20 protein-coding genes and 3 pseudogenes are annotated in these 25,404 nt (G+C 67.3%); 16 read left to right on the top strand and 7 right to left on the bottom strand.

Translation table 11 applies throughout. From position 1 onward, the window contains the following. The first annotated feature begins 145 nt into the window (after positions 1–145). From KUM44_RS41125 to KUM44_RS41115, 3 genes and pseudogenes are all read left to right on the top strand, one after another. Positions 146–945, top strand: a pseudogene (locus tag KUM44_RS41125) (IS5 family transposase). 234 nt (positions 946–1,179) lie between these two features. After that, positions 1,180–1,356, top strand: coding sequence for a hypothetical protein (locus KUM44_RS46385; RefSeq protein ID WP_254390852.1), 177 nt, complete (start codon positions 1,180–1,182; stop codon positions 1,354–1,356). 130 nt (positions 1,357–1,486) lie between these two features. Then, positions 1,487–1,801 carry a hypothetical protein gene (locus KUM44_RS41115; RefSeq protein ID WP_217214878.1) on the top strand — a complete coding sequence of 105 codons (315 nt, stop codon included), beginning with the start codon at positions 1,487–1,489 and terminating at the stop codon, positions 1,799–1,801. Between the two features lie 296 nt (positions 1,802–2,097). Here the strand turns inward: KUM44_RS41115 and KUM44_RS41110 are convergent, their stop codons facing one another. Next, positions 2,098–2,409, bottom strand: a complete 312-nt coding sequence (locus tag KUM44_RS41110; RefSeq protein WP_217214877.1) for a hypothetical protein — start codon at positions 2,407–2,409, stop codon at positions 2,098–2,100. Positions 2,410–3,458: 1,049 nt separating this feature from the next. Here KUM44_RS41110 and KUM44_RS41105 point away from each other — a divergent pair. The 4 genes and pseudogenes from KUM44_RS41105 to KUM44_RS41090 all read left to right on the top strand — a co-directional run. After that, positions 3,459–4,412, top strand: a pseudogene (locus KUM44_RS41105) (hypothetical protein); the annotation flags it as partial. Then, positions 4,309–4,650 (top strand): transposase, encoded by a 342-nt coding sequence (locus KUM44_RS41100; protein ID WP_254390851.1) that lies wholly within the window; start codon positions 4,309–4,311, stop codon positions 4,648–4,650. The pseudogene KUM44_RS41105 and the gene KUM44_RS41100, both read left to right, overlap by 104 nt. Further along, positions 4,580–5,476 carry a transposase gene (locus KUM44_RS41095; protein WP_254390850.1) on the top strand — a complete coding sequence of 299 codons (897 nt, stop codon included), beginning with the start codon at positions 4,580–4,582 and terminating at the stop codon, positions 5,474–5,476. The genes KUM44_RS41100 and KUM44_RS41095 overlap by 71 nt, the downstream gene beginning before the upstream one ends. A 62-nt stretch (positions 5,477–5,538) precedes the next feature. Further along, positions 5,539–6,279, top strand: coding sequence for a phosphotransferase (locus tag KUM44_RS41090; RefSeq protein ID WP_217214874.1), 741 nt, complete (start codon positions 5,539–5,541; stop codon positions 6,277–6,279). 189 nt (positions 6,280–6,468) lie between these two features. Here the strand turns inward: KUM44_RS41090 and KUM44_RS41085 are convergent, their stop codons facing one another. From KUM44_RS41085 to KUM44_RS41070, 4 genes are all read right to left on the bottom strand, one after another. Further along, the gene (locus KUM44_RS41085; RefSeq protein WP_217214873.1) at positions 6,469–7,437 is read right to left on the bottom strand and encodes a hypothetical protein; all 969 of its coding nucleotides are present in this window, start codon (positions 7,435–7,437) and stop codon (positions 6,469–6,471) included. Continuing rightward, positions 7,431–8,447, bottom strand: a complete 1,017-nt coding sequence (locus tag KUM44_RS41080; RefSeq protein WP_217214872.1) for a hypothetical protein — start codon at positions 8,445–8,447, stop codon at positions 7,431–7,433. Before KUM44_RS41080 ends, KUM44_RS41085 begins: the two co-directional genes overlap by 7 nt. Positions 8,448–9,005: 558 nt before the next feature. Beyond that, positions 9,006–9,815 carry an IS5 family transposase gene (locus KUM44_RS41075; RefSeq protein ID WP_217214969.1) on the bottom strand — a complete coding sequence of 270 codons (810 nt, stop codon included), beginning with the start codon at positions 9,813–9,815 and terminating at the stop codon, positions 9,006–9,008. Between the two features lie 292 nt (positions 9,816–10,107). Next, a complete protein-coding gene (locus tag KUM44_RS41070; protein ID WP_217214871.1) occupies positions 10,108–10,989 on the bottom strand; it encodes a hypothetical protein in 882 nt (293 codons plus the stop codon). 12 nt (positions 10,990–11,001) lie between these two features. Between KUM44_RS41070 and KUM44_RS41065 the strand changes: the two genes are divergently transcribed. Continuing rightward, positions 11,002–11,187, top strand: coding sequence for a hypothetical protein (locus KUM44_RS41065; protein ID WP_217214870.1), 186 nt, complete (start codon positions 11,002–11,004; stop codon positions 11,185–11,187). 529 nt (positions 11,188–11,716) lie between these two features. Here the strand turns inward: KUM44_RS41065 and KUM44_RS41060 are convergent. Beyond that, positions 11,717–12,562, bottom strand: a complete 846-nt coding sequence (locus KUM44_RS41060; RefSeq protein ID WP_217214869.1) for a DUF4394 domain-containing protein — start codon at positions 12,560–12,562, stop codon at positions 11,717–11,719. Between the two features lie 365 nt (positions 12,563–12,927). Here KUM44_RS41060 and KUM44_RS41055 point away from each other — a divergent pair, with 365 nt between their 5' ends. Continuing rightward, the gene (locus KUM44_RS41055; RefSeq protein WP_217214868.1) at positions 12,928–14,181 is read left to right on the top strand and encodes a CdaR family transcriptional regulator; all 1,254 of its coding nucleotides are present in this window, start codon (positions 12,928–12,930) and stop codon (positions 14,179–14,181) included. A gap of 636 nt (positions 14,182–14,817) precedes the next feature. Here the strand turns inward: KUM44_RS41055 and KUM44_RS41050 are convergent. Then, entirely contained in the window at positions 14,818–15,777 is a 960-nt protein-coding gene (locus tag KUM44_RS41050) for an asparaginase (protein ID WP_217214867.1), read from the bottom strand. Between the two features lie 226 nt (positions 15,778–16,003). Between KUM44_RS41050 and KUM44_RS41045 the strand changes: the two genes are divergently transcribed. From KUM44_RS41045 to KUM44_RS41015, 7 genes and pseudogenes are all read left to right on the top strand, one after another. Next, positions 16,004–16,660, top strand: coding sequence for a GntR family transcriptional regulator (locus KUM44_RS41045; RefSeq protein WP_217214866.1), 657 nt, complete (start codon positions 16,004–16,006; stop codon positions 16,658–16,660). Between the two features lie 166 nt (positions 16,661–16,826). Beyond that, the gene (nhaC, locus tag KUM44_RS41040) at positions 16,827–18,320 is read left to right on the top strand and encodes a Na+/H+ antiporter NhaC (protein ID WP_254390849.1); all 1,494 of its coding nucleotides are present in this window, start codon (positions 16,827–16,829) and stop codon (positions 18,318–18,320) included. A gap of 130 nt (positions 18,321–18,450) precedes the next feature. Beyond that, the gene (locus KUM44_RS41035) at positions 18,451–19,581 is read left to right on the top strand and encodes an isoaspartyl peptidase/L-asparaginase family protein (RefSeq protein ID WP_217214865.1); all 1,131 of its coding nucleotides are present in this window, start codon (positions 18,451–18,453) and stop codon (positions 19,579–19,581) included. A gap of 485 nt (positions 19,582–20,066) precedes the next feature. Further along, on the top strand, positions 20,067–20,753 hold the full coding sequence (locus KUM44_RS41030) for a carbohydrate ABC transporter permease (protein WP_254390848.1): 687 nt from the start codon (positions 20,067–20,069) through the stop codon (positions 20,751–20,753). After that, the gene (locus tag KUM44_RS41025; RefSeq protein ID WP_217214864.1) at positions 20,750–21,583 is read left to right on the top strand and encodes a carbohydrate ABC transporter permease; all 834 of its coding nucleotides are present in this window, start codon (positions 20,750–20,752) and stop codon (positions 21,581–21,583) included. The genes KUM44_RS41030 and KUM44_RS41025 overlap by 4 nt, the downstream gene beginning before the upstream one ends. A gap of 43 nt (positions 21,584–21,626) precedes the next feature. Further along, a pseudogene (locus KUM44_RS41020) lies at positions 21,627–23,268 on the top strand (glycoside hydrolase family 13 protein). 150 nt (positions 23,269–23,418) lie between these two features. Next, complete coding sequence (locus KUM44_RS41015; protein ID WP_254390847.1) at positions 23,419–24,711, top strand: IS256 family transposase; 1,293 nt, start codon at positions 23,419–23,421, stop codon at positions 24,709–24,711. Positions 24,712–25,404 lie beyond the last annotated feature (693 nt).

Here is a 25,404-nt window from a genome sequence, read left to right as displayed (position 1 = left end):
GTCGACCGCCCTCAGAGGGCGGAATGAGAGTGCATGGGGGTTTTGTCGTCACCTGAACGTGTGGCGGTGCGGCACCCTGGCCGGTCGGCGGCCATGGGCATGTTGGGCTGGCCGTCGTGAGCGAGCGCAAACCTACAAGACCGACGTGAGCGACGAGCAGTGGGCGCTGGTGGAGCCGGTGATCACCGCATGGAAGGCCGGGCACCCCTCGGTCAGCGGCCATCAGGGCCGGTACGCGATGCGGGAGATCGTCAATGCGCTGCTCTACCAGGGCCGCACCGGCTGCCAGTGGAACCTGCTCCCGCACGACTTTCCGCCGCCCGGCGCGGTGAAGTACTACTTCTACACCTGGCGTGACGACGGCATCGACCAGACCATTCACGACCTGCTGCGCTGGCAGGTGCGGGAAATGGCGCGTCGGAAGGCGGACCCGAGCCTGGTGGTGCTCGACGCCCAGAGCGTGCACGCGGCGGCCGGAGTGCCCGCTGAGTCGACGGGGTGCGATGCGGCAAAAAAGTACCGGGCCGCAAGCGCGGCCTGGCCGTTGACGTTTTGGGGTTGGTGATCGCGGTAGTCGTGGCGGCCGCGTCTGCGCAGGAGAACACCGTCGGCATCGCGCTGCTGGACAAGGTCGCCGCCGACACCGACACCGTGCAGAAGGCCCTGGTCGACCCGGGCTTCAAGAACGCCGTCGTCGCGCACGGGGAGAAGGTGGGCATCGAGGTGGAGGTCGTGGAGCGCGATCCCGCGCAGACCGGGTTCGTTCCCCAGGCCAAGCGGTGGGTCGTCGAACGCGCCTATGGGATCTTGATGCTGCACCGCAGGCTGGCGCGCGACTACGAGCATCTGCCCCGCAGTTCGGAGTCGCGGGTGTACTGGGCGATGACCGCGGTGATACTGCGCCGGCTGATCGGAGCCACCGCTGCGGCCCGGTGCAGCACCTGACCGGCGGGGAGCTGACCCTCGGGGCGGTGCTGGCGCGGCTGGAGGAGCGGGAACGGGAGATCGGCCGAGACGACGAGGGAGCAGATCGCGCAGCTGACCGCACGGCTGGACGAACTCGGCCGGGCCGCGGAGGAGGTCCGGATCACCCGCAAGACGCTGCTGGAGCTGCCCGATCCGCAGCCGCCCGCGCCGCCGGCCCCGAAGCTGCCGGACCATCCGGCCTACCAGCAGATCATGGCGGTGTTCGCCACGGCCGACGCCCCGCTACGGGCGCGGCAGGTGTGCGAGGCGATGGACCTGGAGATCGCGCCCAACAACATCAACAACACCCGCCTGAAACTCAAGCGGCTGACCGAGCGAGGCATCCTGGTCGAGACCGAGCAGGGCTTGTTCACCCAGCCGCGGCCGTAGCCTCCCGGCGGCCCCCGACCAGCCTGCCTACCCCAGTCGACAAGGCAATACGGGCATCAACTCACGTACCACCCCTGAGGACTGGTCGCTTCGGGAGGGGTCCCGAAGCCTGAACGCTAGCCTCCGGTGCATGGGAAGCATCAGTACCTGGTGGATCTACGTGGCCTTCGGAGCTGGCCTGCTGTGGCCGATGCACACATGGAAGGGAGTGTCATCGTTCATAGTCATGGTGACCGCCGTGTCCCACTGGTCGTGGCCGGGGGTGACGAATCCGATTCTTCCATTTGGACTCCTATTTGCGGCCCTCTTTTTCACCTTTTGGTCGCATTCCCTTGCGTGGAACGCGCCGTGGAGTGTTTGGGAGCATCAGCAGCACGACTACCGCGCCATCGTTTTGGGGTTGTTCAGCTTTCTTCTTTTTGGCAATCTCGGCTCGCCACATTGAGGCACTCGGTGGCTACGGCGACTTCTTCCGCGCCCAGCAACGTCAACAACGTCCGGCTGAAGTTAAAGCCTCTGGTCGAGCGCGGGATCCTGGTCGAGACCGAGCAGGGGTTGTTCACCCAGCCGCGGCCGTAACCGCCAGGCGACGTCGCGGTCGGCCCGCACGCTCCTCCCGCAAGCGCGAAACGGACATCAATTCACGTACCGCCCTCTGAAGCAGTGCGGGCTCAGCCCGGTGAACGGGGCTATCCAGGACGGCTTCGATGCCGTGATCATTCCAGTCACGGCGTGATCATTTCACCTGGTCATGGGTGTGCCGGGTGCGGAGGTTCTCGGCCTGCGCACCCGGATTCCCTGGGCCGTTTCACGGAGCCGCGAGACACGGGCCGAGCCCGGCGATCCGGCCGACACCGGCAGCACGTCGGCCAAGGGTCTTGATCCATTCGGTGATGACGTCGACGTACTGCTGCGCCATCGGTTCAGGGCGGGAGAGCTCGGATCGTCCTCCGCAACGTAGTTCATGCGGATCTCGCCAAGGTCCACCAGTTGCTCGGTGAAACGGTGCGGGACGAAGGTGTCGGCGCGGTCGGCCGCCTCGGACATGCCCATGCTCGTATTCCTTGCACACGTGACGGTAGCCCAGAGTCATGCACGGCTACCTGCTGTCATCGTCGGTGGGAGACGCCGGATCGGCGACCCGAGAACCGAACCTAGACCGGCTTGCCGACAGAAACGGTCCGCAAGCCCGGTCGAGCGACCACTCAAGCTCAGCGTGAATCGCGCGCAGGGGCGGCATGGGCCCGTAACAACGCTTTCACCTGCGCGCGTCCCACAACCAGGCTGTTTGCTACGCATACCCAAATAGCCACCTGCAATACGTGCGGCTCGGCTCCTTGCCGCTCCCACCCGCGCTTCCGCAATGGCTGCGAGAAGACAGGGGCGAATAGGTGTGTTATTCCGAAGTCTTGCAAGTCACTGCCGGATGTTGCAGGTCGACCAAGGCCTTCACATATCAAGATGGCGATACGAGGCCGGGGCCAGTGACCGGGAGGTGGCCCGGCGGTTCAGGGGTGACCGTTTACCAGCTGCCGCCGTACGCCTCCCGAGCTCAACCCCGTCGAGGGCGTGTGGTCGCACCTGAAGAGGTAGCTGGCCAACCTCACGACACAGCCTCGGCCAGCTCACTGCGCTGGTGAAGACACGGCTGAAACGGATGCAGTACCGCCCCCGCCTCATCGAGGGACTCATCTCCAGAACCGGGCTCGACCTCCAACGGCCGTACCTCCAGCCATTAAAGATCTCGAGAGCTGACACGACGATGACCTCGCCGGTGGCGAACAGGCGTCGGCGGCGTCGGGCCGCGGAGCGGGCCCGCGGACGCCTGCCACCCCCGCCATCTGGCTGAGCACCGGGTGCCGTACCCCATCGTGAGAGATCCAATGTGAACATGAGCATGGACGAGGAAGACGGACTGGGCCGGACCGGTCACCTTCGGTCCGAGCTGCGCCTGGCAGCCACGTTCACCGGCGGGGTGAGCCTGGCGGTGTGGATGGGCGGCGTTGCGCGCGAGATGAATCTCCTGGCCGGGGCGGGCCGGACCGATGTGAAAGAACCAACCGCATCTCACGACCAACAAGTAAGAGCGAGGTACCAGTGCCGGTGGCATCAATGCGGCCGTCCTGGGCCCGGCGACCGTCCGGGGCTGTGATGTCGGCATGCTGCGCGACCTCTGGCTTACCGAGGGTTCGCTGGACGGTCTGCTGCGCGATCCCCGCGATTACGCCCCGCCGTCGCTGTTGCGCGGTGATGAGGTGCTGCTCGGGGGCCTCCGCGGTGCGCTGCAGAAACTGGTCGACGATGCGCCGGTTGGTGCCCGGAGTGCCGAGGAGGACCCCACACGTGTCTTCATCACCACCACCCTCCTCAAGGGCCGGGAGCACATATACGGCGACGACTACGACAGCCCGATTCGGGACACCAACCATCAGGGCCTGTTCACCTTCGACGCCCGGCAGCTCAGTGACGACGCCATTGTGGCTCCGCTCGCCCTCGCAGCCCGTAGCAGCGCGTCGTTCCCCGCCGCCTTCGAGCCGTCGTTCGTATCCGTCAACACGGCAGGCGGAACAGGCACGGACGACGACCGGCCGGACATGGCTCCCTACCTGCACTTCGATACCCGAACCCAGTTCTGTGCGGACGGCGGACTGCTGGCCAATCGTCCGCTGGGCCCCGCGCTACAGGCCGTGTTCGACCGGCCTGCGGAGCTGGAAGTCCGCAGGGTCCTGGCGTATGTCGTCCCGTCCCCAGGGCTGGCCGCGCCTTCGGTGACGGAACCTCCCAGCTCGGACCAAATCCCGGCCATGGGCCCGGCACTGATCTCCGTCCTCAACGCGCTTCAGTCGCAGTCCATCTCCGCCGAACTCACCGCTCTCGAGGCACATAACGAGCGTGCTCGGCAGCGCGCCGAGAGTCATCTGGCGTACCTCGCCGGGCCTGATTCGCCTGGTCATGAGGCTGCCCGTGCCACCGGCCGGGACACCGAAGGTGCTCGGAGTGGACGAGTTCGCACTGCGGCGCGGGCGCGTTTACGGCACCCTCCTGGTCGATGGTGAGACGCACCGGCCCATCGATGTGTTGCCCGACCGGGAGGCGGACACGCTCGCTGCATGGCTCGCCGAGCGGGACGGCATCGAGGTGATCTGCCGGGACCGTGCGGTCTTCTACGCCGAGGGCGCAAGCCGCGGCGCCCCGAAGGCAGTCCAGTGCGGATCGCTGGCATTTGTGGCACAACCTGAGCGAAGCCACGGAACGTTGCGTCACACGTCATCGCACCTGCCTGCGCCCCGTTGATGGCGGGCTCGCCGATGAGAGGGCCCCGGAGATCAGCGAGGTGGTCGAAGACGAACGGTCTTCGACACCGTGGCGGGCAGGGCACCGCTTTGCCGAGCGCACTCGACAGAAGCACGCCCGTATCCACGAGCTGCTGAACCAGGGCTACAGCCAGCGGGGAGCCGCACGGGCGCTGGGCATGACGCCGCGCACTGTGGCCCGCTTCCAAAAGGCCGCCCGGCCCGAGGATCTCTTCCGTGGCCAGTGGCAGGACCGCGCCAGCAAACTCGACCCGTTCAAGCCGTTCCTCCAGCAGCAGTGGAACGAGGGCTGTACCAACGCCTGGAAACTCTACGAAGACATCAAAGCCGTTGGCTATCAGGGCAGTTACGGCACCGTCAGGGACTATCTCAAGCCTTTCCGCAAGGTCCCCGGACCTATCGGCCCCAGGCCGCTGTCCGCACGATCCGTGGCCGGCTGGATCCTCAGCCGTCCCGACACCCTCAACGAACTGCAACACCGCCAGCTCAAGACCATCCTGGACGGCTGCCCCGAACTGGCCGCGCTGACCGGCCATGTCCGTGCCTTCGCGACCATGCTCACCCAGCGCCGAGGAGAGCGGCTACCGGCCTGGATCGCCGCCGTCCATGACGACGATCTGCCCAGCCTGCACAGGTTCGCCTCGCACCTCGAACGCGATCTCGACGCCGTCATTGCCGGGCTCACCCTCCCCTGGAACTCCGGCGTCGTCGAGGGACACGTCAACCGGATCAAGATGCTCAAGCGCCAGATGTATGGCCGCGCCGGCTTCCAGCTCCTACGGAAACGGGTCCTGCTCACTCCGTGACTGTGTTTCGGCGCTCAACCGGATGCCAAACGGATCGGTCAAGAACACGAGAAGCTGGAGCCATGAACACGGGAAGGGACGAAGTGCCACTGTCCGGCGGGCGGATCACTCAGGGCGTCGTCCGGGTCGGCGACACCGTCCGGCGGCCCGTCACAGCCAGGTCGGCCTTCGTCGCTGAATTGCTGAATCATCTCCAACAACGCGGGTTCAACGGCGCCCCGCGATATCTCGGGCTTGACGACACCGGCCGTGACACGTTCACCTACGTGCCTGGCCGAGTGCCAGCCAGATTCCAGCTCTGGAGCGACGATCAGGTGGTGGCTGCCGGTACCCTTCTGCGCTCGTTGCATGAGGCCACCCGCGGGAGCCGCCTTGCCGCGGCTCATCCGGTCGTCTGTCACCACGATCCCGGCCCAAACAACGCTGTCTTCCACCAGGACCGGCCGGTGGCCTTCATCGACTTCGATACAGCCGCCCCCGGCGACCCCCTCGAAGACCTCGGATACATGGCCTGGACCTGGTGCATCTCCTCCAAGCCACAAGCCCCACACGCCCAGGAACAGGCAACCCAGGTACGGATCCTCGCCGACGCCTACGGGCTCGACATCCCAGCACGCAGCAGCCTCGTCGACGCCATCCTTGACCGCCAAATCCGCAATGCCCTCTGGTGGCGTCAGCACCTCAACGCCCCACAGCCACGCGTGGCCGACAACGAACAAGTCCTTGCCCGGATCGCCTGGTCCAGGCGGGAGCACGACTACACAACCGACAACCGCACCGTCTTCGCGAGCGCTCTACGCTGACTGCCCTCGGCTTCGCCATAAGGGGAGCGAATACGCAGCGTCACGCTCCACACAACGAGAGCCAGTGCCTGGGAGCGGGCAACGTTTGTCGACGGTTTTGAGCAGCACTTGGCGATCACAGGACCCGAGAATGTCGATGAGAAGCGGCAACGCTGGTGCTCCATATGCCTGGCTGCTCGTCTCGCTCGGTCATTCCTCCACGGCTGTGTCGCCGTAGCGCCGCGCGACCTCGTGGAACGCCTCCTTGGGTCTGCACGCACCGTCGCCGGTCACCGCTACGACCCCGAAGCCGGCCTTGTCGAGGTCGAGACGAGGATCGTCGTGATGCGGGAAGTCGGGCATGGCGAAGGTGAACACGAAGCAGCCGTGCACGCCCTCCGCGTCGTACTGGTCGATGAGTTCACCGAGGTAGCGGGCCTGAACGGCCTCGTCGCGGGGGTGGTCGCCGCGGATGCGCGGGGGTACGGCGAACCAGTTGACGATCCAGAAGGAACCGGCTCCCCGCTGGTCGGCCCCGGTGAAGGCGCCGCACCCGAACTCGGTGATGACGACGGGCTTGTCGTGATCGCGAACCAGGGTACGCAGGCGGTCTGCGTAGGTGGTCTGGTTGCGACCGGAGCGGTAGAAGCTGACGCCTACCAGGTCGAACAACGACCAGTCGACGTGTTCCCACCCGGCCGCGGAGTAGGTGACCGGCCCGCCAAAGCGACGCCGCGCAGTGGTCACGGCGATGGTGAGCAGCCGGTGGAGCCGCCTGTCGATCCTTCGCCGCAGCACGCGGTGGAAACGCACAATGAGCTTCAAGCGCAGGAAGGACCGAGGTCCGGGGACGATGCCGGGCACGGTGTGGGAGAACTCGCTGCCGACCAGAAGCGTCACCCGATCCGGGTGTTCCCGGCGAAGTTCTTCGGCCGCCTCGGCGACGGCGTCCAGGTGCTCCAGCAGCTTCGGCTGAGGCAGCTCGGGAACGCTGGGCCGGATGTAGACACCGAGACCGATCTCGAGGGCGGTGCGGGCCGCATCGATCAACCGCTTGCCGTCCCCGATGAGCATCACCGTGGTGCAGTGCAGATCCCGGGCGATGACCTCCACGTCCCGCCGCACGTCACGGGAGCTTCCCTCGCCGACCAGGTAGGAGATGCCTCGGACGGTCAGCATGCGCTCGGCTCCCCTCGACGCAGACGGTGGGCGGCCATGAGGAGAAGGGCGGCGACACCACCGAGCATCGCGGCGTTGACCGCGTACTTCACCGCGAAATCCACGTTGTCGCCGAGCGGTTCGACCAGGAAGGACAACCCGGCGCGAACGACGAGGGCACTTCCCGCGGCGGCCAGTACGTGCCGCCGGCCCCAGCCCCGGCGGCGCGACCAGCGCAGCAGCAGCCAGCCCAGCACGACCATCGCGACGACGTTCACCGTCACCCCCGCCCAGGTCGCCGGCAGCAGCTGACTGGCACACCATGCGACTCCTGTGACACCGCCGACCAGCCACCACGACGGCGCCTTCGCAGACGACTTGGTCGTCGCAGGCCGGACGTTGAACGCGGCGGCGATCAAGGCAACGGCGACCACTGCGGCGCCGATCAGCTGCGCCGGGCGAGCGGTGGAGTCCGCTGCCGTGTCGTTGTAGACCAGCGCGGCGCTCAGCGCCCACAGCAGCACCATGACGCCGCCGCCGACCGGGCCCAGCCACCGCCGGTCCGCGACGCGCGGGGCACAGGATTCGACCACCGCGATCGGAGCGGCGAAACTCCAGATCACATGCCCCCCGACATAGTTGAGCAAGCTCGCCGCATCGACCCCCAGGCCCGGGATGAGGGTGACCAGCGCCTGAGTCGCCCAGTCGGGGCCATCAGCGTCGACCTCATTATCGAACAGGCTCTGATCGATCAAGCCGGCCTGGATCACCCCGAAGGCCGCGCTCAACAGCAGGATCGTCGGCCAGCCGCGTCCCGTGCGCCGAGTGATCTCGCGGATGAGCACCGCAACGGTTCCGTAGAGCGGCGCAAGGATGAGCAGACCCGCCAACAGCTCCAGCGGCCGACCAGTGCTTTCGCCGTAGCCGATGAGGTACTCCGCGCTGATCGGGGACAGCACCAGCAGGCCGGCCACGGCCGCCCAGCGGTGCCGAAACCGCGGCAGTGCGGCAGGGGTGGACAGTGGGGACATGGGAATCCTCTGCGTGGTGGTTCAGGGAGGCCGGGTCGTCATCGGTCCGGTCGACACTAGAGAGACCGCCGACGGCCGGGCATCCGCCTTTCGTCCACGAGCGCATGACTTCCGTCCAGAAGGGCACGGCCCTCCGGCCACACCCACTCCAACGCCGCTTTGCCGTGCGGAATCTGACACCGTGCTCGCGGATCAAGGCGTGACCTTGGACGTCGGTGACGCCATCGCACCTTCGTCCCGCAGAGCATCCCCAGGCTTCCACCGCAAGACCCCGGGCGTTGCCAGAACTCGGTTCTGTCACAGATCTTGGGGAGCGGTCGCGGACGGGCACATCCTCTTGGGCGTGCTGCTCGGGCTGGTCCGTCACCTCGTCGAGGTAAAGCGGCATGGGACCGCGGGCATCCGTGACGCCACTTCAGCCCTGGTCTAATGTCGCCGCGTGGACGCTGGTGTTGCGGGGCTGGTCGGGGCGCTTGGTGGGGGAGTCATAGGTGCTACAGGTGCATGGGTGGCTGCTCTTAAGAGGGCATTTGATCTAGGCGTATTGCCCTGTATGCACTAGTAGGTTCCTCGCCAGGTTGGCGTGGTCTCGTCCGTTATGCGTTTGGCGAGGTTGTCGATCGAGGCGATGCGGATCATGGCTTTGGAACTGGCAGTGAGGGTCTCGTAGTCGCGGGCGAGACGGCGGTGCATCATGATCCAACCGATACTCCGCTCCACCACCCATCGCCTTTTCACGACCTGAAAGCCGCGGGCCTCCGGATTCCGGTTCACGACTTCGACGTCGATTCCAAGGCTGGCGCCGTGCTCAACGACGGCATTCTTGAAGCCGGTGTCGACCCAGCTCTTGGAGATGGTCGGGTACGTCTCTTTCGCCTGGTCGAGGAGGCGGATTCCCAGGGCGTTCTCCGACAGGCCGGCGGCGGTGACGGTCACGGCGAGGATGAGCCCGATCGTGTCGGTGAGGATGCCGCGCTTCCTGCCGACGATCTTCTTCGCGGCGTCCGTACCCTGGCTGGTCACGGGCACGTTGGTGGAAGTCTTCACGCTCTGGGTGTCGATTACGGATGCGGCCGGCTCGGGCTTGCGCCCCTCCTTCACGCGCGCCAGTCCGGTCAGGTCGTAGTTGAGCTGGGCAAAGATTCCCTCGTCGCGCCAGGCGGCGTAGTAGGCATAGACGGTGCCGTGGTTCGGAAAGTCGTGCGGGAGGTATTTCCAGGGGATTCCGGTGCGGTTCACGTAGAGGATCGCGTTGAAGACGTCCCGTAAATCGACCTTGGCCGGCTGTCCGGTTGGTCTGCGGTCGAGTCGGGCCTTCCTCCAGGCCGTCAACGTCGGCTCGATCAGGGCCCATCGGGCGTCGGACAGGTCGCTGGGGTACGGCTTGCGCTCGCTCGCGGCGTAGCGTGATCATGAACGAGGCGGAGGGCTCGGTTCCGCCGTTCATTGGGTGATTCCACGGCAACTTCAAACCAGACGGACTCCCAGGCACAGATGCGAACGAGACGGATGGGAGAGCATCCGCCCTGGAGAGCATTATTCGCCGCCTATGGGATGAAGGCCCTCAAAGCAGGGCAGGGGCGAGAGCCACATATGGGGTTTTACCTGTATAAACGCCCTCTTAGAGGGTGTTCTGTGAGCTTTCGGGGGTTTAGAGCATTTAGTCCGATGCTCGGGCTTCCCGGTCGACCGGGGTGCGGTCCGCTGGGAAGCGTGGCCGAGCGCCAGCCGTACCCGAGTGAGCTGCCGATCGCGGGCCACGCTTGAGCTGGAGGTGTACCGGGACATCGACGACGCGATCAGCGTGCGCCGTCAGTACGCCCGCCTTTGAGGTCGTGTCAGTAGCCGCACGCCACCGGAACGCGTTCAGTCCCGGCGTCTCCTCCAGGTCCAGAGGCGTTGGAGCCAGGTGGCCTGTTCGGTCCCTGGCGGGCGTCGCCGCCCGTGGACATGAACATGGACGTCTCCCATGCGCCCCGCCTGTACGGCGGGGCCGTGGACGCCCCCCCGACAAGTCATTGTCTGTTCTGGCCGTGATGCCCGCACCCGCGTACCTGTCCGCGTCCTTGGATGCGGGCTCCGGGCCTGTAGGGCGAATTGCCTGGATGCGCTCGGCGGAATAGCCCCTTCCAAGGCCGATGTACTCGGAGAGTTCCAGCGATTCGACGGCGCACGGGCCGATCTCGTCCAGAGCTGCCTGCCTGTAGGCTTCTGCCAGCCCCGGCCTGCTGTCCAGCCATCGTTCCGTCTGGGCTAACTCCGCCTGCAGAGCGGCGAACTCTGCCTCTCGCTCTGCCTTCTCCTCTTGACTCTCCGGGACATATTGGAACTTCTCGGGTGGATCGGCGGCCTTCCGCAAAGCGAGCTGGACCTTCCTGACCTTGTGGTCCAGCCTGCGCCAGTCGACCTTCCTGGGGTGCCCGCGGACCTCACGGGCGATCTCCGACAGGCGGGCCTGCGCCGTCTCTTCGGCGGCGTCGGTGCGGATCAGCTCCTCAAGGCTCTGCGACCAGGCGCGATGCGCGTTGGGGTCGATGTGCACGACCTGGGTCATATGGTGTCGCAGCCCGTCGATCTGCTTGCGCACAGCCTCAACATCCAGCAGCCGCGCCATACTTCTTGGGGCGTCGTCGACCTTCTGCCACTCGTACCGCCCGCGCCGGTGCAGAGGGAAGCGTTCCACGAGGTCGGTGAGGCGGGCCCGTTCCTGCGCAGTTGGATGGCGTCCTCGGGCGAGTAGCCGGGGTGCGACGCGATCTTCTTGCACAGCTGGTAGAGGCTGGTCTCCGGGCGAAGCTGGATCAGTACGTCTGCTCGCTCCCGGAGACAAAGAACGAGAACGGCGGGAAGGCGCATCTCTGCGATACCGAAGAACGCGGCGCAACGGGACACCGCCTCGGTCCACGCAGCATGCTGCACATCCTTTGGGTACGACGGACGCGCGACCGGGACGCCGCCCCAGACGCTATTGGGGGTCAGGACGTTGGTGTGTGCGAAGTCGACGCAATCGTCGAGCGTCAGGTTCTGGAGGGATCAGCGGCGGCCGAACAACCTGGCGCGGAGCTCGATCAGTGGTTGTCCCCTGACCCGGGCACGTCCGCGAGGCCGACGGTCGTCGCGGCGTGGTCGAGGCCATGTGCCAGGTGTGCCGTCCAGGGCAGCCCGATCAGGAATGGCCGCGACAGGGTGCGCCCGAAGGGCCACGTCTCGGGCTCGCCGCGGCCCGGAAGCAGCCGGGCCGCGGCGAGCAAGTGACCTGCGGGAGCGGCTCAGCTGCCGGTGAGGGAGATGGCCAGGTCCGTGATGTTCAAGGGGAACTTGGACGTGAGGGCGTCGGACACGAGCGTGGCCTCGCCGGTGAAGATGTTGATGCTGTAGAGGGAGGGCCTGTTGGCGCCGGAGGCGGTGAGAGTGGCGAAGGCGGCGTTGCTGACCGTTTTGCCGCTCGACAGGGTGCTGAAGATGTCCATGCCCGCGTTGATCTGCGCGTCGATGCCGAGGCCGCCGGTCGGTGCGAGCGTGCCGTTGTTGGCCGGGGACTGGATGACGACCTGGTCGCCGGCCGTGTTGATGTCGAACAGCGTGGTCGCGGTGGCCCCGTTGAGGTCGTTGTTCGTGTAGGCGGCGGCGGAGACGCCCTTGGTCGTGCCCTCGATCGGCGGGGTGGTGAGGTTCAGGTCCTGGATGGTTGTGTGGTCGTTGAGGTTGTGCCGCAGGTTCTGGCCGTTGTCGCTGATCACACGCAGCCGGTCGGCGGCCGGGTTGAAGTCGACGCCGAAGTTCGTGCCGTGCAGCGAGTACTGGAGCTGGGACACTTTGGTGATCACGACGTCCGCGGTGGCCGGCGGGGTCTTGATCGTGTAGATGCCGCCCTTGTTGCCGACGCCGTACATCAGGCCGTTCTGCACCCGGAAGTCGATGCCGATCAGAGCCGTGTCGCCACTGAGCCCGATGACGTCCCTGACCCAGTCGAGCACGTTCGGCCGGTCGGTGGTGAACGTGGCCATCTGGGTGCCGTCACCTGTGATCCCGAACGCGCGCAGGCTGGGCGTGGCGGCGGGAGCGGCCGAGCCACTGCCCGGTGCGCTCAGCATGAGCGCTGCCGACGTGGCCATGACCGCTGCCGCCGTCGCGATTCTCTTTCGCGTTCCTGCATTCATCGGTGTTTCCCTCCCGTTTGGACAAGCACCAGTGAGTGGCGCGCAGATGAGAGATTCCCGTACCGATTCCCACGCTGATCCGGAGCGATGGCCGGAATGATTGCTGTGGTGTTCCCCCACGGGCTGGTACGCGGTTCCCATTAAGGCCAGTTCACAGTGTCTCCACAAGTGGAACAGGCGATGGGAATGTCCTGATCCAGGGATTTTGCGCACTGTGACAAAGCGCCCCAGACGCGGTCGTCTCCGATGTGCGCAGAGTGATAAATGCCGTCCGGATTCCCCCTGTCGGCTGCTTCGGCCGAAATGGCATGCTCGCGCCCATGGGGAGCTTCTTCGCCGAGTTGGCCCGGCGGGCGCCGGCCAACGCGCGCCGGGAGGTCGAGGCGTACGCACGCGAGATTCCGGAGTTCGGGTTCCTGGACACGAACTCGCGGGCACGGGCCGAGACGCTGGAGTACGCGTTGTGGCTGCGGCGCCGTACGGTCGAACTGTCCCCGGACAACAGCGAACTGAGCGACGACGACCTCGGCTACATCGCGGCGATCGGCGAGGTGCGGGCCGCAGCGGGGATGCCGCTCGATGCACGGCAGCGGGTCCTGCGACTGCACACCTCACTCATGCTGCGCGAGATCAACGAAGCGACCGAAGCTCAGCGCGGCGTCGGCGTCGACGAACTCATGCGGATGATGAGCTGGTTCGCCCCGCAGGGAGAACGCGGTATCCGTGCCTACAGCCAGGGATTCGTGACGGCGCTGCGACACCGTCTGCCGTACGTCGAGCAGGCCGCCCTGCTGGCCAGGTCGCTGCTGAACCAAGACCCCATATCGGCGGAACTCGCTTCGGCACTGGGAATGGAACTTCCCGAGCGCTGCGCAGTGACGGTGATCCGGGTGCCGGACCGTCCCGCCGGCGATCGCGATCTGGAAAGCGAGATCGAGGCGCTGGTGAAAACCCACCACGCGCCGATCACGTGGTGCCCGGGCAGTGGAAGCAGGAGCGGTGAGCTGATTGCCCTGATTCCCTTGCATCTCCCCACACCCCAGGCGTCTTTGGGGCCCAGTACATCTGAGACCGTACAGCCGCACTCCGTACCCGACCTTGCACCGGACCTCGTATCCGATCTCGTACGGGACTTCGCCCAGGTTCTCGGTCGCCCCTGCGCCGCCGGCACCGCCACCTCACCGCTGTCCGAGGTTGCCGACGCCCTCGACCTGGCCCGGCGGATCAGCAGGGCGGCGCCGCTGCGACGGGCGTCCGCCCGGCTGCGGCCGCACACCGTGTCGGACGTGTTCGTCGAACTCGCCGTTGCAGACGCGCCGTTCGTCGACGAATGGCTCCACGCTGTGGGCCGGAGCCTGCAGCCCGGTCCGGACCTCCTTGTCACGCTTGACGCGTACTATCGCCACGACATGCACCGGGGCGCCACGGCCGCAGCCCTCAACGTCCACCCCCGCACCCTGGACTATCGCCTCCGCCGGGTGCGGGAGCTCACCGGCATCGATCCCGGCTCGACGCGCGGCGTGCGCATTTTCAGCTCGGTCGTCACGCGGCGCCTGTCGGAAGCGTGGCACTGAACCGGGCGATCATCCAGAGCCGAGATGCGTGCCGGGACGGGCAGCTGGAGGGTGCGTGGGCTGCCGATCGGTTACGCCGCGAAGTCGGGCTCGTCGCGTGCCGCGGGAAGAGACAGGACGCGCCTGATGGAGGCGGGCATGGCATCCGGCTGTCGCTTCGCCACTGCCGGCTCAGGTTGGCCGCTCGCGGCGACGGGGGCTGAGTCGGCGGCCCGCCGCACGGCGGCCGCACACACCGGTCGAGGTGGTCACCCAGGTTCGTTGTGTGACTTCATCGCTCAAGGAAGGGTGCTTCCCCCTTCGCCCATGTCCAGCCGGTGTCGCACCAGTCCCTCTACGGCCAGTGCGGCCTCCGCTGCACAGCCATCCGCTTCGAGCTCACCCCCGCCGCCACGCATGAGGAACTCGTGGTCATCATCCCTGGCCGCGGCGTGGGGGAACTGCCGCGACGGCCACGCGCGACTGCCGAGAAGCGATCTGGCACGAATCTGGCACGCGGCGCGCGATCACAGCAGACAGGAGGGGCGCCCTCTTGCGCGGGGCGAGGGCCGACGCCGACCGTGCGACCTTGATCGATTTCGGCGCTGGGCGTCGTCCGGCCGGACCCGGGCCGAAGGGGGCATCCGGAGCCGATGACTACCCGTGCAGAATCCCTGCCACGCGCACCGCGCCGACCGGTTCGCCGTGTCCGAGGACGGGGGCGGTGGCCAGTTCGGCGAGGGCCGCGTCGGTGTCTGTGGTGACGCCGAGCCGCTGTAGTGCGGCGATCATGACGACGGGGCGGGCCCGGTTGGAGCCGTCGGCGATCTTCAGGGCGACCGACGAGCCGTCGGGCAGTGCCATCGCGTAGACGCCTTCCGCGCCGTCCTTGGCGACCGACCCGGGCAGCGCGCCCATGAGCCGGGTCACGTCCCGGCCGGTTCCGCCGACGTATTCGGCGTGGGTGTTCATGGCCTGGGCGACCCGCTGCTCCAGCGATCCTTCATGGCCCGTGGCCAACTTGGCGAACGCCCGTGCCAGGCCCCGGTAGCCGATGGCGAACAGCGGGGCGCCGCAGCCGTCGACGCCGGTCGCGGCGACCTTTTCGCCGGCCAGGTCCTCGATCGTCTCGCGCAACGCGCGCTGCAGCGGGTGGTGCGGATCCAGGTACGTCGCCGTGTCCCAGTCGTTGGCGACGCAGGTGGCGAGCATCGCGGCGTGCTTGCCCGAGCAGTTCATCGTCAGAGGAGTGGGTACGCCGCCGTCTGCGAGGTAGGTGCGCAGCGCGGCTTCGCCTATGGGCAGGGCGGCCGTGCACTGCAGTGCCCCGGTGTCGAGGCCGGCGTCCTTGAGGATCCTGCGTACGCCGTCGAGGTGGAAGTTCTCGCCGGAGTGGCTCGCGCAGGCCAGGGCCAGCAGCTCGCCGTCCAGGTCGAGTCCGGCGCGCAGCATGCCGAGCGCCTGGAGGGGCTTGTTGGCCGACCGGGGATACATCGGGCGGTCCGGCTCACCGACGCTCAGCACGGTCTGCCCGTCCGGTCCGGCCGCGTGGACCGTTCCGTGATGCACCGACTCGAGGAAGTCTCCTCGCCAGACCTCCGCCACCACCGCGTGCATACCGCGCTCCCTAGCTCTTCGGCCGGACCGGCCGGGCGACTCAAACTGTCAACAGTTATCACTTTGGGGATCCTCGCGTCGATCCCGCCCGGACCTATTGACAGACTCCGATCCGCCCCTGTCCACTGTCATCTGTCAACAGTTCGCCGCTGCGGTCGCCGACGCCGGACACACTCCTGGCCTCGCGATTCACCAGCGGTCAGCCTTGAACGGACGGGAGGCACACATGCCTGAGACCCTTCAGCGCGGCCTTGCCGTCCAGATGGTCGAGACGCTTCGCGAACGCCTCCTCAGCGGCCAGATCGCCTCCGGCACCCGGATCAACGAGGTCGAGCTCGCCCGCGAGCTGAACATCAGCAGGGGACCCCTGCGCGAGGCGATCCGGCAGCTCGTCAGTGAGGGCCTCCTGGTGCACCGCCCCAACAAGGGCGCTGTCGTGTTCGAGGCCGAGCCGGACGAGGTCGAGGCGCTCTTCGAGCTTCGATCAGCGCTCGAGACCGCTGCCGCGCGTCTGGCCGCCGTACGGCGTGATCGCAAGGACATCACCGCGCTGCGCCGCGCCTGCGAACGGTCGAGGAAACTCCTCGCCCAGGGCCGCCAGTTCGCCCACCGCACCGACCTCGACTTCCATCGCGCGCTGCTCGACGCGGCCCGCAGCCCCCGTATCACCGAGCAGGTGTGGCGGGTGCAGCAGCAGATCATCGTGATGCGCAGCCGGCAGGACGTGGCCGCGTCGCACACCGACGCCTCGCTCGCCGACCACGAGGAGCTCGCGGAGGCCATCGCCGACGGGCAGGCAGACCGTGCTGCCGAGTTGATGGAACGTCATCTCGACCGTGTACGGCTGCAGATGATCACCAGCATGACGGGCGCCGGCGCCTGAGCACCTGAACGCCTGACGGTCCAAGTCCGGCGCCGCTGCTGTCCTTCACAGCTCTACTGCTCTACCGCTCCCCACACCCACCCTCCTTTCTCACACCCCCCTTCTCGCATCCTCACACCCTCGCACCCGTCTGCCGGCATGCCCGGCTCCGAGGAGCACCGCCCCCATGTCTGAAATGCCCGTTGTCGACGCCGCGCAGGCGTCACCACGCCGCCGCCCGCGCCGCACACCGACGCTGTTCCAGGCGGCTCTGCCCATCGTGCTCCTGCTGGCGCTCGTCATCCCCGGTTCGATCTGGCTCAGGCTCAACCCGGTCGTCCTGCTCATAGCGGCCGGCTCATGCGCCGGGGTCATCGCCTGGCGACTGGGGGTGACGTGGGACGAGATGCTCCAGGGCATCCGCGAGAAGATCGACTCGGCGATGCCGGCGCTGCTCATCCTCGTCGCCATCGGCATGCTCATCGGCACCTGGACGCTCTGCGGCACCATCCCGATGATCGTGGACTTCGGACTGCGGGTCATCCAGCCGACCTGGATCGTCCTGGTGGCGTTCCTGATCACCATGGTGGTCTCCACCATGACCGGCACCTCGTGGGGCTCGGTCGGCACGGTCGGCGTCGCACTCATGGGCGTCGCCGCCGGACTCGGGGCCTCCCTTCCGATGACCGCGGGCGCGATCGTGAGCGGCGCCTACTTCGGCGACAAGATGTCACCCCTGTCCGACACCACCAACCTCGCGCCGGCGGTGGCAGGTGCGACCCTCTTCGAGCACATCCGCCATCTCTTCTACACCACGCTCCCGGCTGCCGGGGTCTCGGCGGCCCTCTACTTCGCCCTCGGCCTGACCCAGCACACCGACGCGCACGCCGCTTCCCGCTCGGATGCCCTGCTGACGGTGCTCAACCACGCCTTCGACTTCAACGTCCTGCTCCTGCTGCCGCCCGTCGTGGTGCTGGCGGGCGCGATGCTGAAGAAGCCTCCGGTGCCGACGATCGTGCTGTCCTCGGTGGTCGCGGCCGTCCTGGGCATGGTCATCCAGGGCTTCACGATCCACGACGTCAGCGACGCCGCATCGACGGGCTTCAATGTGACGATGCTGGCCGGGCACGGCGTCGACCCCGCCCAACTGCCCGCCGCTGCCGAGACGTTGCTCAACCGTGGCGGCATGACCTCCATGGCGCAGACCATCCTCATCGGCCTGGTCGGCTTCGCGCTCGCCGGGATCCTCACCGAGGCCGGCTGCATGGACGTACTCATGCATCGCCTGCTGCGACGCGTGCGCCGCACCGGCGGCATCATCCTCGCCACCTCCATCTCCTCGCTCGGTACAGCGATGGCCATGGGCGTGTCCTACCTGTCGATCCTGATCCCCGGCCAGGCGTTCAAGGACGTCTACCGAGAGCGCGGCCTCGCCGCCAAGAACCTCTCGCGGACGCTGGAGGACTCCGGGACGGTGTTCGTCCCGCTGGTGCCGTGGACCGAGGCAGGGATGTACATGTCCACGACGCTGGGCGTGGCGACGATCGCCTACGCGCCGTACGCCTTCCTCAACTACCTCGGCGCGGTGTTCGCGATCATCTGCGGCTTCACCGGATTCGGCATCGCCAGGATCAAGACGCCCGACATCACGGCGAAGCAGCCATCGAAGGCCCTCGTGTGACCCGTCCCGTCGGTGCACCGAGTGGCTGCGGGCCGGAGGGCACGGCGGCCCGTCCCCGCGCCAGGTGCTCATGAAACCAATGAAACCAACACAACCGATCCGAAGCAGCGAACCAGAGAGGTACACCCATATGCGACCTGTGAAGCTGATTCTTCCCGCCCTGGCAGCATCCGTAGCGGTGGCCGCAGTGGTCGCCGCCCCCCAGGGCGGGACCTCCGCCTCGGCCACCGAGCGGACTCTGCCCGCCGCCGAGCAGACGGGAGGCAAGGTCGGCACGAAGCCCGAGCCGGACGCCAAGGGCGTGGTGCTCGCGGTGCATGGCGGCGCCGGAACGGCACTCGACCGTGCCACGACCTCGCCGGAACTCGCCAAGGCGTACCGGGAAGGACTCACCGAGGCCCTGCGAGCGGGGCAGAAGGTACTCGACCGAGGCGGCAACAGCACCGACGCCGTGCAGGCGGCAGTGGAGCGACTCGAGGACAACCCTCTGTTCAACGCGGGAAAGGGGGCGGTGTTCAACGCCGACGCCGGGCACGAGCTGGACGCCTCCATCATGCGCGGCTCCGACCTGAAGGCAGGCGCCGTCGCCGGGGTGCGCAACGTGCGCAATCCCGTCCAGGCGGCCCGCCTCGTGATGGACGAGTCGAACCACGTCATGCTGGCCGGGGAAGGAGCGGACGACTTCGGCGCGCAGCACGGCCTGAAGATGGTGACCCAGGACTACTACTTCACCCAGGCCCGGTGGGACGCCCTGATGAAGGCGAAGGCCGCCGCAGCGGGTGACAAGAACGCCGCCAAGTCCAAGGAGCTGCTGGCCGACGAGCAGTCCAAGGGCACAGTGGGCTCGGTGGCGATCGACCACGACAAGGATCTGGCCGCAGCGACGTCGACCGGCGGGCTGACGAACAAGCTGCCCGGCCGAGTGGGCGATTCACCGATCATCGGAGCCGGTACGTACGCGAAGAACGATGTCGTGGCAGCGAGTGCGACCGGCGCGGGCGAGGTGTTCATCCGGGGAGCGGCGACGTCGACGATCGCGAACCTGATCGAGTTCGGCAAGAGGAACGTGGCCCAGGCGGCGTACCAGGTGATCGTCGAGCGACTGCCGCAGCTCGGCGGGACCGGCGGGGTGATCGCGCTCGGTGCCGACGGCACGTTCGACGCGCCGCACAGCAGCAGCGGGATGCTCTACGGCTACCTCACGAACGACGGCACGATCACGACCAAGATCTTTCCGGACGAATCCCCCGCCAACTCCTGACGGGGCGGCCAGGGCGCTTCTGGCGGTCTTTAAGCCGCCTCGTGGCTGAGGTCAGTTGTCTGAATCCGAGATCGCCGGACGCGCGCGCAGAGCAGTGGATGCAAGAATTTCGCTCGCCAGGACCATGACCTGGCGCGAGCCGCTTCCGGGGCTCAGGACGCCCGGTTCAGCGACCGTGCTTCGGCGGTCGACAACGCGCGCGGCCGGTCTGGCCGTCACTGACCGATCCGGCTAGAGCTACGGACCAGAAGGTTGCGGCTGTGGTGTACTCCCACGGCCGCACCACAAGCGCATCGGGCCGACTGATGCGAGGAAGTCCTTGGCATCTCGGGCCCGCAGCGTGAGTGTGCTCTTCGGGTATGACGACATGCCTGCGGTCGACGAACGGGTCATGGGTCTGTTGTCTCATGTCCTTCAGCTCTTCCGTTCCTTGGTGCTTTCGCCGTCGTAGGTATGTCGTGCTGGTCCAGACGATCGACGACAGCATGAGTGAGCGACCAGCGTCGGGCCGCCGGGCGGGCTGGCGAACAGCATTTCAGGGCCGGGCACTGGTGCGGGCCAGCATCCTCGTCCCCTGGGCGGTCCCCACCGCCATGTCCGCGCTGCTGTGGCGGTGGATCTTCAACAGCGACGGCGTCGCCAACGCCCTGATCGGCCACCAGATCCTGTGGACCACCGAGGGCTTCCACGCCAAGGTCGCGGTCATCATCGCCGAAGTGTGGAAGACCGCCCCCTTCATCGGACTGCTGGTCCTGGCCGGCCTGCAGGTCATCCCGGCGGAGGTGTACGAGGCCGCCCGGATGGACGGGGCGAGCGCGTTGCGCCGGTTCTGGCACATCACCCTGCCCCTGGTGAAGCCCGCACTGCTCGTGGCAGTCCTCTTCCGCTGCCTGGACGCCCTGCGGATGTTCGATCTGCCCTACATCCTCATCGGCGCCCAGAAACACTCGGTGGAAACCCTCTCCATGCTCGCCCAGAACGAGGCGTCCAACGTCCGCTTCGGACCGGCCGCCGCCTACGCCGTCCTGCTCTTCCTCTACGTCCTGCTCATCGCGCTCGGCTTCGTCCGGCTGCTGGGCGCCGACGTCGTCGGCGACACCGGCGGCCCACGCAAGTCTGCCGGCAAACGCCGGTGGTTCACGAGCACCCGCCGGGCGGAGGCGACGTCATGACGATCTCAACGAAATGGCGCACGTGGCTGGTGTACGCAGGAGTCGCCGCAGTTGTGGCGTATTGCCTGGCCCCGTTCTACTGGATGGTCGTCTCCAGCCTGCGGAGCACCTCCGACATCTTCGACACCTCACTCATCCCGTCGTCGGTGTCGTTGGAGAACTACCGGGCGGTGTTCGATCCCTCCCAGGGCTTCGGCCGCGCTCTGCTCAACAGCCTGATCGTCGCCGGCATCACCACTGTCCTGGCGCTGCTGCTGGCCACGTTCACGGCCTACGCGATGGCCCGGCTGGAGTTCCGTTTCAAGCGGCTGGTCCTCACACTGATCATCTCCATCTCGATGTTCCCGGTGGTGTCGATCGTGGTGCCGCTGCTGAAGCTGTTCACGGACATCGGCTGGATCAACACCTACCAGGCGATGATCGTGCCGAGCATGTCCTTCGCGCTGCCGCTGGCGGTGTGGAACCTGACCACGTTCTTCCGGCAGATGCCCGACGAACTGGAGCAGGCCGCGATGATCGACGGCTGCACCCGCGGGCAGGCGTTCCGCAAGGTCATCATCCCGCTTGCCGCACCGGGCATCTTCACCACCGCGATCATCACCTTCATCGCCGCCTGGAACGAGTTCCTCATCGCCTTGTCGATGACCAACAAGCCGAACATGCAGACCGCGCCGGTCGCCATCTCCAAGTTCTCCGGAGCCACCCAGTTCGAGACCCCCTTCGGCAGCCAGATGGCGGCAGGGGTCCTGGTCACCATCCCCCTGGTGGTCATGGTGCTGCTCTTCCAGCGCCGCATCGTCGCCGGACTCACCGCCGGCGCAGCGAAGTAGGGCACCGTGCCCTGTCCCGCACTCCGAAGGAGCACCGCACCACATGTCCCCGAGCACACCCTGGTGGCGCAGCGCCGTCATCTACCAGGTCTACATCCGCAGCTTCGCCGACGGGAACGGCGACGGCGTCGGCGACATCGCCGGCATCCGCTCCCGCCTGCCCTACCTCAAGTCCCTCGGCGTCGACGCCCTGTGGATCAACCCCTGGTACACGTCCCCGATGGCCGACCACGGCTACGACGTGGCCGATTTCCGGGCCATCGACCCGCTGTTCGGCACCGTGGCCGAGGCCGAACAGCTCATCGAGGAAGCCCACCGGCACGGAATCCGGATCATCCCCGACATCGTGCCCAACCACACCTCCGACCAGCACGCCTGGTTCCAGGCCGCCCTCGCGGCCGGCCCCGGCAGCCCGGAACGCGACCGCTACACCTTCCGGCCCGGCCACGGCGCCGACGGCGCTCAGCCGCCCAGCGACTGGGTCTCCGTCTTCGGCGGCCCCGCCTGGACACGGCTGCCCGACGGCGAGTGGTACCTCCACCTCTTCGCCCCCGAGCAGCCCGACCTCAACTGGCAACACCCCGACGTGCACGCCGAGTTCGAGTCCATCCTGCGCTTCTGGTTCGCCCGGGGCGTCGACGGCTTCCGCATCGACGTCGCCCACGGCCTCGTCAAGGACCCCGAACTGCCCGATCTCCCACCCCGCCCCGCCACGGCCGGCGGGCAGCCCCGGCAGTACGCCCGGCACCCGCACTGGGACCGCGACGAGGTCCACGCCATCTACCGCACCTGGCGCAAGGTGGCCGACGAGTTCGACGGCGACCGCGCCTTCGTCGCCGAAGCCTGGGCGGACACCCCCGAACGCCTCGCCTCCTACGTACGCCCCGGCGGACTGCACACCGCCTTCAACTTCGACTTCCTCATGGCCAGCTGGACCGCCAAGGACCTGCGTATGGTCATCGACGACTCGCTGGCCATGCTCAGCGGCGTGGGCGCCCCGGCCACCCTGGGTCCTGTCCAACCACGACGTCATGCGCCACACCAGCCGCTACGCCCGCAAAACCGTCGCACGCTGGGCACCCAACGAGCGGTACGAGCCCGAAGGCGACGTCGACCTGGACCTCGGCATCCGGCGTGCCCGGGCCGCCGCCCTCCTGATGCTCGCCCTGCCCGGCGGCGCCTACATCTACCAGGGCGACGAACTCGGTCTCCCAGAGGTCGAGGACCTCCCCGAGTCCGTCCTCCAGGACCCCATCTGGGAACGCTCCGGCCGCACCGACCGCGGCCGCGACGCCTGCCGCGTCCCCATCCCCTGGTCCGGGGGCACCGCGCCCTTCGGCTTCAGCCCCGCCGACGCCATCGCCGCGCCCTGGCTGCCGCAGCCCACGAACTGGGGCGAGCGCAGCGTGGAGACTCAGACGGGCGACGAGACCTCAATGCTGGAGCTGTACCGCACCGCCCTGCGCCTGCGCCGTGAACACCCCGCCCTCGGCGACGGCACTCTGACCTGGCTGGACACGCCGGGCGGTGTCCTTGCCTTCCGCCGCGAACCCAGCTTCGTCTGCGTGGTCAACCTTTCCGACGAGGCATACCAGTTGCCCAACCACACCACGATCTTGCTGACCAGCGGCCCCATAGAGGACGACCGGCTGGCACCGGACCAGGCGGCCTGGCTCACGGTGTAACGGCCCCGCTCCCATCCCGTCCGTCAGGGCCTGTCCGGTCTCTCACTCCCCGCTGTCCGGGCAGGCCCCTGGCCCCATCCACGTAAGGCGAGCTGACCGTCGGGGACTGTAAGACGTTCGGTGTAACTCCCGATCATGGAAGATGCATCGATGACCAGTGAGAACGTGTCCGAGTCCGAGACCGTCGAGCCCACGAAAGCTGCGTCGACGAAGGCCGTGGACGACCAGTTGATTGACGAGCTGGTCGGCCGCGCCCAGGCCGAGGGCCTGCAACTGACCGGCGAGGGCGGGCTGCTGCAGCAACTGACCAAGCGGCTGCTCGAGTCCGCCCTGGAGGGCGAGATCACCGACCACCTCGGCTATGACAAGCACGATGCGGCCGGCAGGAACGGCGGCAACTCCCGCAACGGCAGACGCTCCAAGACCGTGCTGACCGGCGTCGGCCCGGTGGAGGTAACCGTGCCCCGCGACCGCGACGGCTCCTTCGAACCGAGGATCGTCAAGAAGCGGCAGAAGCGCCTGACCGGCGTCGACGAGATGGTCATCTCGCTGGCCGCGAAGGGCCTGACCACCGGCAAGGGGCAGGCCCACCTGGCCGAGGTCTACGGTGCCGAGGTCTCCCGCCAGACCATCTCCACCATCACCGACAAGGTGCTCGAGGGCATGGCCGAATGGCAGAGCCGCCCGCTCGACGCCGTCTATCCGGTCGTCTTCATTGACGCCATCCATGTGAAGATCCGTGACGGCGCGGTCGCCAACCGGCCTGTCTATGTGGCTCTGGCCGTCACCGCCGAGGGCCGGCGGGAGATCCTTGGGCTGTGGGCCGGCGACGGCGGCGAGGGCGCCAAGCACTGGCTGAACATCCTCACCGAGATCAAGAACCGCGGCGTCAGCGACGTCCTCATGCTGGTCTGCGACGGGCTCAAGGGCCTGCCCGAAGCGGTCGAGACCGTCTGGCCCAGGACGATCGTGCAGACCTGCGTCGTGCATCTACTGCAAAACTCCTTCCGCTATGCCGCCCGCCAGGACTGGGACAAGATCGCCAAGCTTCTCAAGCCCGTCTACACCGCTCCCACCGAAAAGGCCGCCCTGGAGCGGTTCGCCGAGTTCGCCGAGGTCTGGGGCCGGAAGTATCCGGCAATCGTGAAACTGTGGGAGAACGCCTGGGAGGAGTTCACCCCGTTCCTGCGGTTCGACACCGAGATCCGCCGCATCGTCTGCACGACGAACGCGATCGAGTCGGTGAACGCCCGTATCCGCCGGGCGGTGAAAGCCCGTGGCCACTTCCCCAACGAGCAGGCCGCCCTGAAGTGTGTCTACATGGCGATCATGTCCCTCGGCCCCACCGGCGAGGGGCAGGCCCGCTGGACCATGCGCTGGAAGACCGCCCTGAACGCTTTCGACATCACCTTCGACGGCCGCCTGTCGGCGGCCCGTCAGTAACCCTCAACTACTGCAGTTACACCACTCGTTTGACAGCCCCCCCCATCCACGGAAGGCGAGCTGACCGTCGACGCGGGGCGTCGGCGGTGGCCAGTTCATCTGGGTCAGCGGATCCTTGGTCGGTCAGCAGACGCACGTTGCTCGGCCCCGGATAAAGGGCGCGGGCGCGGCAGTTTCCGTCCGCCCTGCTGGCCGAGTCCCGCTACGTACAGGTGCAGCTGGGTCGGCGCCGGGAAACAGCCTCGATCCCGAACTGGTTCTCCTCCTGTACCGCGATCACGTACGGGCGGCACAGGACATCGCCATCCACCTGCCGGATCCGACGGCAGCGGGCACAAACCCTCTGGCCAGGGCGCTGTTTGAGCCAGTTGAAACAGCTCCAGCACAGTCCCACGAGTAGTCGGGGCACGCCCCAGTCCAGACACAGCTAGGACCGCGGGCGAGCCGGGCCGCCGTTGTAGTGCCTGTGTCAGGACTGCTGATCAGGGTGCTGTCATGTCGGAGGGGTGGTGTTTCGTGGGTTGGTGTGTCGTGAGGGTAAGGGTGGGGTTCGGTGTGGGGGGAGGGTCTTGTTGCGGGCTTGTGTGGAAGGTGAGGGGTTTGGCTGTTCGGAGTTGTTTTGCGGGGGGCTTTGAACCTCCTTGTGCTGTGTTGGCTGCGTCGTTTCGGGGTGGTGTTGGGGTGGTTGTTGTG

Origin of the sequence: Streptomyces sp. AC550_RSS872, assembly GCF_019049285.1 — a bacterium.
Lineage (GTDB): Bacteria > Actinomycetota > Actinomycetes > Streptomycetales > Streptomycetaceae > Streptomyces.
This window is presented reverse-complemented; position numbering and strand designations above follow the sequence as displayed.